At 37.4% G+C, this 15812-nt stretch carries 7 protein-coding genes; all 7 read right to left on the bottom strand.

Features of this window, described 5'->3' with window-relative positions:
- On the bottom strand, window positions 1–2186 hold a 2186-nt coding region (locus ACE01N_RS16645; protein ID WP_380591493.1), incomplete at its 3' end, for a LamG-like jellyroll fold domain-containing protein.
- Window positions 2187–2532: 346 nt separating this feature from the next.
- Window positions 2533–4203, bottom strand: coding sequence for a RagB/SusD family nutrient uptake outer membrane protein (locus ACE01N_RS16640; protein ID WP_380591491.1), 1671 nt, complete (start codon window positions 4201–4203; stop codon window positions 2533–2535).
- A 37-nt stretch (window positions 4204–4240) separates the two neighbouring features.
- Window positions 4241–7453, bottom strand: coding sequence for a SusC/RagA family TonB-linked outer membrane protein (locus ACE01N_RS16635; RefSeq protein ID WP_380591489.1), 3213 nt, complete (start codon window positions 7451–7453; stop codon window positions 4241–4243).
- Window positions 7454–7474: 21 nt separating this feature from the next.
- Complete coding sequence (locus ACE01N_RS16630) at window positions 7475–8974, bottom strand: fasciclin domain-containing protein (RefSeq protein WP_380591487.1); 1500 nt, start codon at window positions 8972–8974, stop codon at window positions 7475–7477.
- 34 nt (window positions 8975–9008) lie between these two features.
- Window positions 9009–10895 carry a fasciclin domain-containing protein gene (locus ACE01N_RS16625; protein WP_380591485.1) on the bottom strand — a complete coding sequence of 629 codons (1887 nt, stop codon included), beginning with the start codon at window positions 10893–10895 and terminating at the stop codon, window positions 9009–9011.
- 41 nt (window positions 10896–10936) lie between these two features.
- On the bottom strand, window positions 10937–12532 hold the full coding sequence (locus tag ACE01N_RS16620; protein ID WP_380591483.1) for a RagB/SusD family nutrient uptake outer membrane protein: 1596 nt from the start codon (window positions 12530–12532) through the stop codon (window positions 10937–10939).
- A 12-nt stretch (window positions 12533–12544) separates the two neighbouring features.
- Window positions 12545–15811 carry a SusC/RagA family TonB-linked outer membrane protein gene (locus ACE01N_RS16615; RefSeq protein ID WP_380591480.1) on the bottom strand — a complete coding sequence of 1089 codons (3267 nt, stop codon included), beginning with the start codon at window positions 15809–15811 and terminating at the stop codon, window positions 12545–12547.
- Window position 15812: the final 1 nt, after the last annotated feature.

Raw genomic sequence — 15812 nt, 5'->3', positions numbered from 1 at the left:
TCTGTTACAGTGTTACCACTTATATTGGCATCATCAAAATTGAAATGGAGTAAAAGATCAGAAGTATACTTGGTAGCTTCATTTGCCAGTATCGTGGCATTAAATGTGGTATCAGTCCTGTATCCGTCTTTAGATAAAGTAGCTGTTAAACGCACATCAGTATCCAGGTAATCAGGTCTTGTAACTGTACCGTCAGGTGCAATTAGCCCGGGAGCACTACTCCACTCAATAGTAATTGTATTATCTATACTTCCCTGAGTAGGCAATGTAAGATTTGAGGTCACTGCACTTAAGTCAGCCACAGACATAGCTTCTTTTTCAGTAGTTAGTTCCTCAGGGAAACCAGCATTGTTGTTTTCATGCCAGGCTGCGTTTAAGTCATCAACAGTAGTCAAAACATCAAGACCAATTCCAAATGGATTGCTGAGTCTGATTTCATCCTGAGACAACGGAATAGAATATAACCTGAAATCATACATCGCTGTATTTTGCAGATAAGCATCACTTGGATATGGAGAACGTCCTAACCAGTTAAATGGAGTACCTGTCAGAGCAACACCATTGACACTGTCTTTATTAATAGTACTAACCGGATAATAAGTGATTGGCTGTTGTGACAAAATTTCACCATCCAGATATACTGTACCTGTTGTTCCTTCCTGAACATATGCTAAATGATGCCATGCTCCCTTAGGTGCATTTCCTTGTGAACCCGTACTTTGTTGAGTATTATAATCCGTTCGCATAATATCTGCCTCCATGTCTCTTCCAATGAAATACATGGCACCACCACCAGCATAAATATCTTCAGTGTTACAGAATGACCAGAAGAAGTTACCGTAACTACCTATATCGGTATAATCTTCATGAACCCGGAAAAATAAACTGATAGTGTACTCTCCCAAATGATAAACATAATCTCCTACTTCCGCACTCATATCAAAATATCCTGTACCTTTACCCATGTCAAGTACATCATACTGAGTAGTTTCTCCGATTGTACGAATCCAGGCATCATTCTGTAGGGTACCTACCAATCCATTTCCTGAAATATCATCAATACTTACGCCATCTTCTTCCATATTTTCTCTTGCAAAATCCCATTGTGCTACAAGTTCTGGCCCAGGTTCTCCAGTTGGTTGAATGTAAACGGCAAAATCCTTTGTTTTTGAGCGGGTAATTGTTCCCACAGTATGGAAAAATGTTACACTCAGGCTAACAGGCACTGGAAATAGTTCAGGAGAAACATCCTTTAAATGTCCGGTTGAATCAATGTATGTGGTATCGCCAATTGTCCACTCGGCAGTAACTTCGTTATCAAATGAAGTAGGCAGAGTAATATCCTGATCCAAGGCATTTACATCGATACCTGCATTCTCAGGAATATCAGTTAATTCAAAGGTTTGAGCAAGGCTTGCCAATATTGGGTCACTTCCAATTTGCTCAACCTCTGAAGCAGTTAACGCACGATCATAAATTCTGAAATCAGAAACAGATGCATCAAGATTACCATCAGCGGTATATTGAGATCTTCCAATATAACATTGTGTCAAAGCTACTCCCATATTGGTAGGATTCAGAGTCATGCTCGTATTTTGATCACCAGACTGATAACCATCTATATAAATTGTTCCAACAGCACCATCAACAGTTACTGCGATATGCGTCCAAACTCCCTCAGTTAAAGGTTGACTGGCATTGATAACTTCCTCTGCCGCACCTCCACCGCCTACAGTTATTGCAAAACGGGCAGTCCCAGTAACTGAGTTACGAGGTGTAAGGAACATATTTACTGTTGTTCCGGTTCCAAAATCAAATAACCTTGACCAGGTAACAAGCGTATTAATCTTAACCCACATTGAAACCGTAAAATTCGGATATGTCTGGAAATTTTCAATAATTCCGGACTCAAATTCCAAATATGGACCAACATCATGGGCTCCACCAACTAATTCCAGTGCATTTAAACCATCCACAACACCAAGTGTTGCACTGTTCTGTAAAATACCACCGGCATTTTTTATGGCATCTGAAGTAACGCCGCCTTCGTCATTATCAAATTTAAATTGATACTGGAGACCATCTGTAATATCCTGTGCAAACAGCACCGTCCCCATAAAAAAACTCACTGACAGAACCAACATTCTGTTCAGCCAACGTCTTGTTGCATAAAGATTTCTTTTCATAACAAAATTGTTTAAATCAATTAACATTAGGTACTAACTAAATTCACTTAAATGTTTAATAAGCTCCGTAAATACATAAGTAATGACAATCAGCCTGAAGTTTTCAATTACTCATGCATTAAAAGTTTTTCACTTAAATTATAATTTTTAAAGGTAAATCAATTCAAAGATTTCACCAAATTTTAATTGTCAATTTTACACTAATTATTATTGTTATACAACATACATACTCTGTATATAGACAAAATAGAAACAGAATAAAATGTACTAAATAAAACTTAAAGTGGCTGATTTCCTTTCTGCTCACATAAATAAAAGAGGGGAACCTTTGATTCCCCTCCTTTACCTATTTTTTCGGTAAGTACCAGTTGTCGGTATTCCCAAGTAAAGTTCGTATGGCTTCCTTATTTGTTGTATGTTTTTCAGCAACCCGATCCGCAAGAAAAGACGGATCACTTCTACGTAACGCAAAACGCATCAGATCCTGAAAACGGTTACCCTCAAAAGCCGTTTCCAAAGCCAGTTCTTTTATAAGAAGGTCATCAACATAGGTTACAGAATCATCCAGCGTTGGCAGTACAGGAATAACAAATGTTGAGTCGGTTAGCGGATCACGGGCATCTACCCAAACCTGATTCACATATTTCCTAACGCCCTGACCTCTTATTACAGTTCCAATATTATTAGTAAACCTTAAATCCCTAAAATCCATATATGCAGGCATGGCATCACCTATTTCACTGGCAGGAATCATATCCGGGTTGTTCATTGTACTGTTGTTTAATCCATACTTAAGAACTGCAAATGCCATATTTGGTTTATTCAGCTGATTTACAGCTTCGGCATAACGCAGATACACTAATGAATTACGATATATTCTGGTTTCATACACATCTTCATCTGCTTCTCCCAATATAGGACGGTACTTAAGTATACGATCGTAGGAAGTCACATTACTACTATTATCATAAACCTGTACAGTTGAAATCGATCCAAGCCGGCCTCTCAGGTCATGATCAATATTAAAATCATCCTTGAAAAACAGATCCTTGTTCCAGTGATTTAAGGCAACCTGTGAAGGCACAATCATTTGATCTGAAATACTATATGACATTACATATAGCTCTGAAGCGTTTCCATAACGGGAAGATGTTGCAATATCCGTAATTCGTTCTGCCGTTGAGCTGGATGCAAAAAGCAACTGCCAGTTCACATAAATCCGATTTTCATTCAACACATCGTTTTCCACAACCCAGAAAGACTGATAATTATCAGTTACTGTATACCTGTTATTATACAACAGATCATGATATTCAGTTGCTGCATTCAGATAGTCGCCGGTCCAAAGATACAAATCCCCCAATACCATACGTACAGGGAAAAATGAATATCCAAGGTTGTAATCCATTACGGAGCCAAGTCTGGGTTTTGAAACATTTTTCCATGGCGAGAGGTCCTTAATTAAGACATCAGCCAACTGATACAAATCGTATTCAGGATAATCAGCCTTGGCTTCATCAATGGATAATATAGGGTCCTCATAATATAACGCCGATCCGAAATTCAGAACCAGCTGCAGATAGGTCCATGCTCTGATTGTTTTGGCCTGAACAAACTGACTGACAAGAATTCTCTCGCCTTCACTTTCATACGTAGTATCAATATACCTTATAATGTAGTTGCAATTATTGATGATGCTGTAATAGTCTGCTACATTAACATATGGATTATCGGAAGTAATATTAAAATTATTCAACTCCTTCAGGCTAACATCTGCATTTTCAGTAACATCCAGCAAGTCACCGCGAAGTTCCCCCAACAAGACATAGCTATCGGAAAGTTTTTGTAACTGAGTTAATACTCCTATCATAGAATACAATGAATCTGAAGGTGAATTTACCCTGTAATTCTCATCTGTAATAAAACGATCAGAGTCCACATCTAACAGTGAGTCGCAACTCATCAATAACAGAGAAACTGCAAATAATGATACTATCAGTTGATTTATGCGCTTCATATTTTTATATTTATTTCTTTAACGGATGTTTATATTATTACAGGTTCAATCTTAAACCGACCAAATAACTTTTTGTCAACGGTATCAAACCGGCATCAATCCCCTGGGATAAAACTGAATTTCGAGGAGAAAATTCAGGGTCAAGTCCCAGATAATTTGTAAGTGTCCATAAATTGTCAGCAGACACCCAAATATTAAGTCCCTCAATAAAACCACCCTTAAGAGGTACATTATATGATAACTTAAGTGATTTTAATTTCAGATACGAACCATCTTCAATCCACCTGTCCGAAAATCTTGCATTCCCCATAGGATCATTAAATGTAGCCCGTGGCTGATCAGTAATCTGTCCCTCAGTTGTCCACCTGGTCAACATAACCGTAGTTTGATTATAATAATCATTACCCGACTCAAGCTTATGACGCAAATAATTATACACATCATTGCCATATGAATAAGTAAATAATGCTTCAAACATAACATTCTTAACCGCAAATTTACTGGTAAATGAACCATAGAAATCCGGATTTGGATCACCGATAACCTGCATATCTTCCTTACTGATGATACCATCACCACTTTTATCAATGAATCTCATGTCTCCAGCCCCAAAATAGGTCAGTGTTCCATTTTCTTCCTTGATTTTCAACCCTGAAGCATCAGCCTCAGCCTGTGTGGTAAAAACACCATCTGTCGTATACCCGTAGAAGACGCCGGCTGCCTGTCCAACTTTAGTTTGAATAATAGCATCATATACGGGAGTTTCAAAATTACCATCAGGTAGCGCTGTAATTTCATTTTTATAATGGCCCATGCTTAAACCCAATTCCCATCTGAAAGTCTTCAGATTTAACATTTTAATACTCGCATTCACCTCATAACCAATATTGGTAAGTTCTCCTGAATTTTTAAGATACCGGGCAAAACCTGCGACCTCAGGTGAAATTTGATACATAAGCAAGTTACTGGTTCGGCTTGAATATGCATCGAGTGACAATGAAACTCTTTCGTTAAAAATACTCATATCCAGACCACCATTCAGGCGAGCCGTTGTTTCCCACTGAATCTGATTATTTGCCAGGTTAGCAAGATAAACCCCTGAAGTTCTTTGGATGAATCGTTCCGACATGAAATATGCAAGATTGACATAATCTTGTATATCATCATTTCCGGTAAAACCATACCCCACTCTTAATTTCATAAAATTAATGGCGTTTACATTCTTCATAAAACTCTCAGAGGAAATAAGCCAGGCACCAGAAAGTGATGGGAAAAACCCCCAACTGTGACCAAATAACTGAATACCCCCTTCCGTTTCTGCACCAAAACGTGAAGAACCATCAAGAGCAGCAGATAAATTCAAAAAATACTTATTCTGATTATTGTATGCAATATTCAAATAATTCGAAATTGATCTTAAATGATTATTAATGCCCGTTACAGACTGAAAATCAAGATTCCCTGTAAAATTTCTGGTATCATCTGTTCCGGTATTATAACCGAGAACCTCATCAGATTCAAAATAATTATCAAGGTATCTCCATCCCAAGACAGCATTGATTGAATGATCCTCCTTTGTAAATACATACTTCAACCGGGTATCATCATAAACCGCTATATTTCTCATCTGCTGGTTTGCTACTCGATTTTCAATAACACCGGTATTGGTTAAACTGGCATTGTAGATAAATGTTCCCATCCCCAACATAGGTGTGAAATGCGATTCTTTCGTTTTATCAAGACTGTAGTCAAACTGAGAACTTAATGACAGATTTTTCGTAAAGTTAAATGTTGGTATTGCCCCGATATTGAACCTGTAATGTTTTGAAGTATTCAGGGCTCTGTCAATAATTGCAGCAGGATTACCTACATTAAAGATATCAGCATCATCATAATCTTTTGTTATTTGCCCTTTGGTAGTATAAACAAAAGGACTTAAAAACGGTGATTTTATCTTTGCAAGATACGTTGGTGAAGTCATAAAATTAATACCATCATCTACCAATCTTCTGTCAATATTTGAATAACCAACATTCAAGCCCAATGCAAATAACTCTGACATTTTAAAATCGGCATTAAATCTTGTACTCAAGCGTTCCAGATTCGTTGTTTTAATAATACCCTTATTAGTAGTATATCCCAATGAGAAGTAATACAATGCCCTGTCATCACCACCATTAACATCAATACTGTAATTTTGTGTTCTGCCCACCTGATATATCTGATCATTCCAGTTAGTAGAGTTGTGATACGGTTTATAATACGTTGTGCTTGGGTCATCATCAAGAAATTCAAGATTTCCAACGTTTTTAGGACTAAAGTTAGGATTGGTACCTAAAATCTCGCTGATGTATATCCTGTGGTCATCTCCGTTCATCATCGGAATTGAACCTGGTTCTGAAGTGACACCCTGCGTTACATTTGCATTAATTTTTGTCACAACTCCTTTTCCTCGTTTAGTATTTATGAGAATAACACCATTTGCTGCTTTACTGCCATAGATTGATGCACCATCTTTAATAACTGTAATACTTTCTATATCAACTACATTAATATTTGCCAATGGATTTGAGAAAAACCCCTGATGAATAGAATTAACATCATTCATGTTGTTCCAGATCACTCCGTCTATTACAAAAAGTGGCTGCGCATTAGTCATTACTGAATTTAATCCCCGTATAAATATTGAAGATCCCATTGCTGCTGTGCCGGACCTACTAATTGACCGCACATTTCCACCCAACTTTGTCTGGATAAGGTCATCTGCAGTCAAAGCAAAGTTATCCGACACATTATCAATACTTTGAGCAGAATTTACCATGTATGAGTTTTTAACCATGCCGGTTTGTGTCTCAATGGTTTTATACTGATCAGTAAATGCCTCCGGATACAAATCAATTATGACTTCATCTTTACCTCGTAAAGGGAATTCTCTGATATCATAATCAAATGCTGTAACCCTCAACACATCTCCTCCGTCTGGCAAATTTATGGTAAACTCACCTTTTGCATCTGAAGTTGCCGAAGCTGGGTAGTTCATTGATTGAATCTGGACTGCTGTCAAAGGTTCTTTGGAATGAGCATCCCTAACAACCCCCTTTACTACAAAAGATGCTTCCTTATTATCACCTGACTTCTGGGCCGTAGCAATTTCAGTTGCAAAACAAGCCGACACAAAAATGAGTGCAGAGAAATATTTAGTTAATCTGGATTTACTTCTCATTCTGAATATATGCTTTAAGTTTTTCATTCTCATTCAAATGTTTAACACCTATTCAACAACAGGCTCTAGGATTATACAGTCGATACACATTCTTCGTGTTAGCTTTGTCGTTTCCTTGGTATTCATATTAACTACCCAAAGCGAAACAGTAGTATTATTTTCCACAGTTTCTCCTTCTTCCTCATCAATTATATTTGAATACGGAAATTCAAAATCAGCAATATACATTGTATCAACTTCATGAGGAGAGGTTACATAGTTTCTATATACTACTGGATCCGGCGTTTTTACATCATTATAGTAAAGTGCAAATTGTAGTGTTGCTACAGTTGTATCTGTACTTCCAGTTACAGCCAATGGAGCAAATACACAATACATTTTATATTTTGCAGACAAGGTATTTGGTATTTTAAAAATCACACCAGTGATATTCCTTGCTGTTGAAGGATTAACAAGGATATATTTATCACCAGATAAATTAAAGCCTGTGCCTGCACTGGATCTTTGTGAAACAGTAGATTGATATAAGGTACGGGTATCCGGATTTTCAGCTTCAACCCTTATTTCTTTAAGAAAAGCTTCAGATGGTTTGTACTTTAAAGAATCAGTAATATATGCCCAACCGTTACTCAGTTCTGTAAACGAAGCACCTTCAAAAATTGTGGTGGGATCATGAAATACATTACCCGTAGTTGTAATTATCGAATCAAACTCAGAAGGAACCAGGATTTTATCTCTGAAAACCATATTCTGAATGATATTATTTCTGATGTATTTAGTTTGTTGTGATGATCCGCCTTCATCCGGTAATACCTTGTAAAATCCCTTCATATAATTTTCTGCTGAAATCCATGCTTGATTGTCGGGTAACAATACAGTGTATAAACTATCCTCATTAACAAACTCACCAATAACATTCAGTATTCCATTACTATTGGCAAATGTTGAATCAAAAACCGGTGGGCCGTCATCTGTAAAAGTAACTAGAGATTCCATAAAGTTACTCAACGAATCAATCCCATCAGCAGAAATAATGTGTTCCCATATATTATTGATATAAGGCACATAGCCGTCAATTACATGAAGAATTCCATTATTTGCGAGGATATCAGAACGTACAACATTTTTATTGCCAAATGTTAAACTACCGTTAGTACTAGTGAAGTTTATAAACTTCGCATCAATCATGAAAATGCGTTTTGATTGCAAACCGGAAGAACCGATAACAAAGTGGGCAATATGGTTCCTAACTATCTCTTTCACTTTATCCATGTTGTCCATATCAATACCTTCCAGAGCTGAATTTTGAGGTGCCCAAACTGTAAAGGATTGAGATGCATTCAATAACGTATCATAACCGGTTATCTGCAACATCTGTGAAAACCTACTCAGATCTTCCTGACTTTCAATAAAATCTGCTAATCTCAGATCTGTTCTTTCCTGTGCTGTTTGTTCATAATGATTAATCCATGTATCCGACTCGTTACATGAAAACAGCAACGGTAGAAACATTAACAGATAAAACCATCTACAATTAAACTTTTTCATATTTAAAACTTTTATCATCTTAACAAATTACCGGTTAATCAATTCCTTCGTATTCCAGCACTTCCACAGGCACAAATTCCAGAAAATCCATCATAAACTGCCCAGCACGTGCCGCTTTAACATGGAATGTATGCTCAGAAGGTTCTGTAAACGTATAGATACCTAAAATCTTTCTCGCACTTTTTACACTGGCCCTTGCATTTGCTGCAGGATACCACACATGATCAACAGCACTGTAACTGGCGGCTCCTTTCATGTATCCTCTGTTGCGCATTAATTTATCGTTCTCATACCCGTAAGGATCGCTTGGTACCGTTCCGGGAACCTCATGACCAATGGCCGGATCATCTGCATCCAAACTCAGGTCCAATGGAATACCACACGGAACACCGTCAAAATACAACTGCGCTGCTCCTCTCCATGCCGTAGGCTGCCAGCTAAATCTCACTTCATATGTTCCTGCAGGAACCGAAGGTGTAGTTATCGTAAAATCATACAAACATTCCCGTGAGAATAATTCATCACCCTGATAATCTTCGTAACGTCCATCTGCATTCAGATAACTCAGAATTGTACCTTCTGAGAATTCAAGACGGTCAAAATAGTCATAAGGTATAATATACGGTATGATTTTTCCTGGTGCACGCATGTTGTTATTTGCAATCTCAGGGAAAAACGAAGCAACGTCCATTCTCAGTCGTTTACTCGAAAGCATGGATGCCACATCAAAATTATATGTCAGAATTTTGTCAATTTCATGATAAACTCCATTAAGCGCATCATTATCGTAATTTGTTTCAACTATTCTGACAGCAGTCGATGGGTCATCATTCAATGTGTTCAGCAAAGTGTACTCATTTGTGCTCACATTGGTTCTAGCTTCAAGTAAAGTATGAGGAGCCATCATTTCAATGTATTCGTACATATCATAACTCTTAATCTGATGACCAGTATTGAAATAATCTTCGACAAATTTCTTTTTTGAAAGGTTTTTATTAATAAGGTGATATGCGATAAACCTGTTGAAACTGTTTTTCGGATTTGTAATATCTGTTATACCTGCATCTTCAGGATATACTTTATCATATACTTCTTTTGCATAAGCTTTTATCGCATCACGACTGGTCAAGCCATTAGCAATAAATGTTGAATCGGACTCCATTAAAGCTGTGTATCCGTACTTTCTGTGCGGTGGAAAAATTTCGTCATTACCATTATTCTGCTGAAACTTGTACTCTCCGAGACTCGGATTATAACTTTCGTCCTCAAACAACATCATTTTCTCGTAAAGTTTGGTATCAATTAACGCATTATAAAACATCCTAAACTTGGGATCATCAGCAATAGCTTCAATTAATAATTTCTCTGAAGGTCTGAGTACTTCTCCAATTTTATGAATTACACCGTTATGAACTTCTATGTTTGGTTCTAATATCGGAGAAGAAGTATTAACCCTGATCGTTAAGTCTCCGGTAGAAAAGCTACCGTAAGAAACAGAGAAATATCTGTCGCTCATTGACTTCTGACTTAAACGCCCCTCTACAAAATCATCTGTTGTAACCACATATCCATTTATAATATGATCGTAAACAATTTTTACAATAGAATCATACGGAAATTCTTCAATAGAATTCCTTCCCATTGAATGATAAAAATTAAACATTGCTTCATTGGTTGGGGCAAAACATGTATATTCCCCATAAGCATCCAATAACCCCATAACTTTTGTGGTATCCAGTAATTTAGTAAATTCTGAATATTCTTCAGGATACTTAGCCAGATATTCACCAAGCATATCCCCTGTAAATGTATAATAACTATCCTGTGTAATTTTATCGCTGTTGCATGATGATAAAACCGCTGTAAAAAAAACAGCAAGTATCATCAGACTTTCGATAAAATTCATTCTTAATCTCTTCATGATCTAACTTTTTAGATTTACTCCCATAGTATTATTATAACTTATTCGGTTGTTGAGCTACTACCCGTTAATTCGTAAAACGGATTTTGCTTTAAATTAGGATTCGCATTGATTTCGCTCTGTGAAATTGGGAAATAAAGTGCATCCATTACAGACATTTTACTGTATTGTAATGCCTGGTCACCTGTAAACTTATAAACTACATAATTCAAAAGGCGTACAGGATTCCCATCCCGTCTGGCCAAACGCATTAAATCGTACCATCTTTTACCCTCGAACATCAGTTCACGTTGACGTTCCCTGAGGACCAGTTTTTCCATTTCATCCTGAGAATTATAATCAGCCAGCTGCAACGAATCGCCGCTCAGTTCCGGATTTGCTCTGAGGTAAGTTCTGTTAACCATATCCATAGCCCCCTGCAGATCGGCCTTACCTCTGTTAAGTTGAACAAGCGCTTCAGCTTTCATCAGAGTTATATCAGCTAAACGGTATACAATCCAGTTGGGTGATTTTGATGAGTATATATAAGTGCTAGTACCGTCCTCATTTTCGGTACGCTGTAAACCTGCATATTTAAATATGAAGTTATAACCAGCATTAGCCGCCATAGTCTGATTAATAAAATCTTTATATCTTATATCTTCATCTTCATCACTTTCTATAAGGGAACTGGATACTTTGTAATGAAAAATGTTATGTTCTCCATTTACATCAGTCAGAAACAACGGCATAGATAGCTGACCTTCACCTCCATTACCCAGAAAACCATAAGCATATTTCACACCATTATTTGGAATTTCATCCTCATCAAAACTGAATTCAAATATCGATTCCGTTGATGTCCCAACGTAAAACACATCATAAAGGAAGTCTTCGGCATCTACAAATTCAAGTGTAGGATCCCTTAATATTTCATCGCACTTCTGTACAGCCAGCTCATACTGTTCATCCCAAAGATAAACGTCAGCTAAGAGAGCTTTTACCGCATTTCTGGTAATTCTCACTTTTGTCATTTCTTCTGTATCAAAACTCACAGGGGCATACCTTTCAGCATATAACAGATCCGAAATTATACTATCAAGAACCGCTCTCTCAGTCGTTTGATATACGTCATAATTTTGTGTATCATCAATACTCGGCTGGCTAATCCATGGTATATCTCTGAATGCCCTCACCAAATAAAAATAAGCCAGAGAGCGAAGAGTCAGAACTTCCGCCTCCATTGTTTTGAGCTTTTCTTCTGTGAAATTTTGATCATTGTCTAATACCTGAGGTGCGAAGTGCATAAACGTATTGCAGTAATTGATAATCGTATACATGCTTCCCCAACTGCAGAATGGATTAGCTGAAGTTATGTCCACATCTATAATCTTGCTGGCAGGTTCGTTTATTCCAATACCCTTGGTTAAATTGTCAGATCTCAGCTCTCCCCAAGTTATGATTCTTTCAAAATTTGGTTGTTCTGTAAAATACCTGTAACACGACATCATAACTGCCTGAGCCTGAGACTCGGTTTTCCAGTACTCTTCTAATATTGTTTCACTTTCAGGTCTTACATCAAGCCAGTCCCTGCAGCCTGATGCGGTAAGCAATACCAGACCAACAAATACAATAGTTATAATTTTATTTTTTAACATTTTAATGAACTTTTAAAGTGAAATTGTAATACCCAGTGTCACATCCTTCGAACGTGGAGTTCTTGAATTATCTGTGCTCACGTTAAATCCACCGTAACCTACTTCGGGATCAACTCCTGAATATTTTGTAAATACTAAAACATTATTAAAGGTCAGATAAAAGTTTAACTGCTTCAAATTGTATTTTTTCAATGCTTTGGATGGTACTGAATAATTGAATGTTAAATACTTGAACCTAAGAAATGAACCATCTTCAACATAACGGTCACTTCCCAGCCAGTTAAACCCATACTGGTAAAGTGCCCGCGGCATATTGGTTATATCACCGTCCTTTCTCCAGCGCCAGTTCACCGCAATACTCTGATTATCATTTCCATACATGTTTTCAGCATTCATTCTGGCTGCATTTACAATCTTATTTCCATATCTGAAGTTAAAGAACATATTGCAGTAAAAATTTTTATACCTGATCAATGAACCAAATCCACCATTCACTTTAGGATTAGAGTTCCCAAGGTAAACAATATCCAGTTCATCGATACTACCGTCATGATTAATATCTTCATAAATGGCATCGCCACCCTGAAACTCATATTCAGATGATTTTCCATAAGCGAATACCATAGGCAACGGGTCTCCGTTTTCATCCATAATTACGTTTTTCTGTTCATCTCTGGCAACCGGAGCATTTTCCTGTATTCCAGGCACATAATCACTATATTGATACACTCCTTTGTATTTAAACCCATAAATAGATCCAAAAGAGTTACCTTCCTGGATACGTGTCAGATACGAACCATTTGTGTATCCATATTCACCGTTAAATGTATTCAATACAGACGGAATTAAATGAACAATTTTATTAACGTTATTGGCAAGGTTAAAATTAAAATCAACACTAAAATCACCTTTTTTTATCACCCTGTTGGCATTAAAGTTCAACTCCCAGCCGTTATTATCCATTGTTCCAACATTCTGATAAGCATAATTTGATGCCCCGGACGTAGACGGAATGGGTAGTCCCTTAAATAACTGGTCATCTGTTCTTTTCTGATAAAAGTTTATATCCATTATATACTTGTCATTAAAGAATCCCAAATCGGCACCATAGTTAAAAGAAGAAGTTCTTTCCCATCGCAGATCAGATAGCCGCAAAGATGTAGGACGAGTTGCACGAATCCCTGCATAACTACCATAGTTTCCATATCGGCTAAAATGCAGATATTCTTCATCAGGTGGATTCCCTGTAACGCCCCAGCTTGGACGGATTGCCAACATACTTAACCAATTCTGTGTTGATTTCATAAATGGCTCATCTGAAATAATCCATTTAAAAGATATACCAGGGAAATTACCGAATTTACGGTCGTTACCGAATTTTGTACTACCATCCCTTCTGATACTTGCTCCCATGATATATCGTCCTTTGTATGCGTAATGCATTCTTGCCAACATACCCATTGAACGCCATGCAAAACGGCTGGTATTAATTCCTTCCAGATATGCATCTACTGATGCATCACTGTAGAATGGAACCCCATAAATTGAATTTCCCTGACTTTGTGAATTACCGGTCCTTAACTGAAACGAACCATATAAAGTAAGGGTATGTGCCGGATTTGAAAATTTTGGCTGCCATGTAATATTATTATCGGTCTGCACCGTCATACTTTCAGAGTCCCCGCTCACTGCACGGTTTACGTTAGAATTATCCCAGTATGCATTGGTAGCCTCGGCAGGAAGGAAACTTGTTGTTTTGTTATTGTTGATATCAAACGAAACATATACACTATAGCGCAAATACTGAACATCTGGATCCAGTATATCATAATTCAAACGGAAGGTTGGTAAAATCCTGTACGTTTTTAAGTTATTAGTTGCAAGATGAGCTAACGCTACAGGATTAAAAAGATCCCTTTGATCACGGTTTAACCGTGAATCTCTTCTAATATTATAGAATTCATCCGTATTATTACCAAAAATATCCTGTTTGTAAACACTTACGTTAGGCATTTTCCTGTACGCAATACCTAACAGGTTATCATAACTTCTCTGGTTATCTGAATAGGTAAATGAAAATTCAGAAATGAACCTCAATCTGTCTGACACCATATAATCCAGGTAAGCACGTGATGAAACCCTGTTCAGTATCTGTCCTATAATTGTACCACGCTGCTTATAAAAACCACCAGATACCCTATATAGAGCCCTGTCACCACCACCTGACACAGTTAAATAATGATCCTGCGTAAAACCTGTTTGTCGAACCTCATCAATCCAGTCGGTGTTGTTATTGAAATTTTCATATTCCGAAAATGTCGGATCATAATTAAATTCATCTACGTCAGACGCAGCTTCATTCTGATAAGGGTTAAAATAAGCTTGCTTCATCAACATGGTGTAGTCATCACCTGTTAACATTTTAATTCCTTTAGGCTGACGGGCTGCTGTTGTTCTTAAGGTATATTGAATACGTGTTGGACCAGAGACCCCTTTTTTAGTTGTGATTAACAGCACACCATTTGCGCCTTTGGAGCCCCATACGGCTGTTGAAGCAGCATCCTTAAGTACAGTGATTTCCTGAATATCATCTGGGTTAATACTTAACATATTTGCATATTGTTCAGTATTGGCATTTGCAAAGTCAAAATTTGGGTCAATATTTACCTCGTATGGTATACCATTCAAAACGATCAACGGCTCAGTGTTTGCATTGATGGAAGATGTACCCCTGATACGCATGGATGAACCAGCACCCGGGTCACCTGAATTAGCAACGATATCTAAACCGGCAATACGCCCCTGTAAAGCGTCATCAATGGTTGTAACCTGAACACCTTCAAATTTCTTGGTGTCAATGGTTTGAACAGCAGTTGAAATCTCACGCTCGGGAATTTTAAAGTTTCCTTCGCTATGCGTTCTTTCGGCTTCTGCAGTAAACTCACCAAGCACCTTAACATCCTCAACCATTTCAACGTTGATCTCCCTGTTGCTACCAATCTCAAACGACTGATCCTTGAAACCTATGAAACGGAAGTTCAGCTTATTGGAAGTATCTTTAACTTTAATAACATAATGACCATTGAAATCTGTAATAGCTGAATTGACGATCCTGTTGTTTTCGTCAACCTCTGTTACTGCAACGGCAATTAAGGTCTCTCCATCAGCTTTAGATGTTACAGTTCCCTGGATTATAACATCGCCTGTTGATTGTCCAAATGAAAAAAACGGCAACAGAAGGAATAAAGCTAATACTAATATTTCTAATTTAGATTTCATA

It is taken from the genome of Quyinboa ferrireducens (assembly GCF_042436675.1).
Lineage (GTDB): Bacteria > Bacteroidota > Bacteroidia > Bacteroidales > UBA5342 > JBHJHP01.
The sequence above is the reverse complement of the archived record's forward strand: the minus strand, read 5'-3'. Positions and strand labels throughout refer to the sequence as shown.

What these genes read in the sequence shown, in the direction of transcription:
- ACE01N_RS16635 (WP_380591489.1), bottom strand. Translation starts at nt 7,453, where the DNA reads ATGAAAAACTTAAAGCATATATTCAGAATGAGAAGTAAATCCAGATTA.
- ACE01N_RS16630 (WP_380591487.1), bottom strand. Translation starts at nt 8,974, where the DNA reads ATGAAAAAGTTTAATTGTAGATGGTTTTATCTGTTAATGTTTCTACCG.
- ACE01N_RS16640 (WP_380591491.1), bottom strand. Translation starts at nt 4,203, where the DNA reads ATGAAGCGCATAAATCAACTGATAGTATCATTATTTGCAGTTTCTCTG.
- ACE01N_RS16625 (WP_380591485.1), bottom strand. Translation starts at nt 10,895, where the DNA reads ATGAAGAGATTAAGAATGAATTTTATCGAAAGTCTGATGATACTTGCT.
- ACE01N_RS16615 (WP_380591480.1), bottom strand. Translation starts at nt 15,811, where the DNA reads ATGAAATCTAAATTAGAAATATTAGTATTAGCTTTATTCCTTCTGTTG.
- ACE01N_RS16620 (WP_380591483.1), bottom strand. Translation starts at nt 12,532, where the DNA reads ATGTTAAAAAATAAAATTATAACTATTGTATTTGTTGGTCTGGTATTG.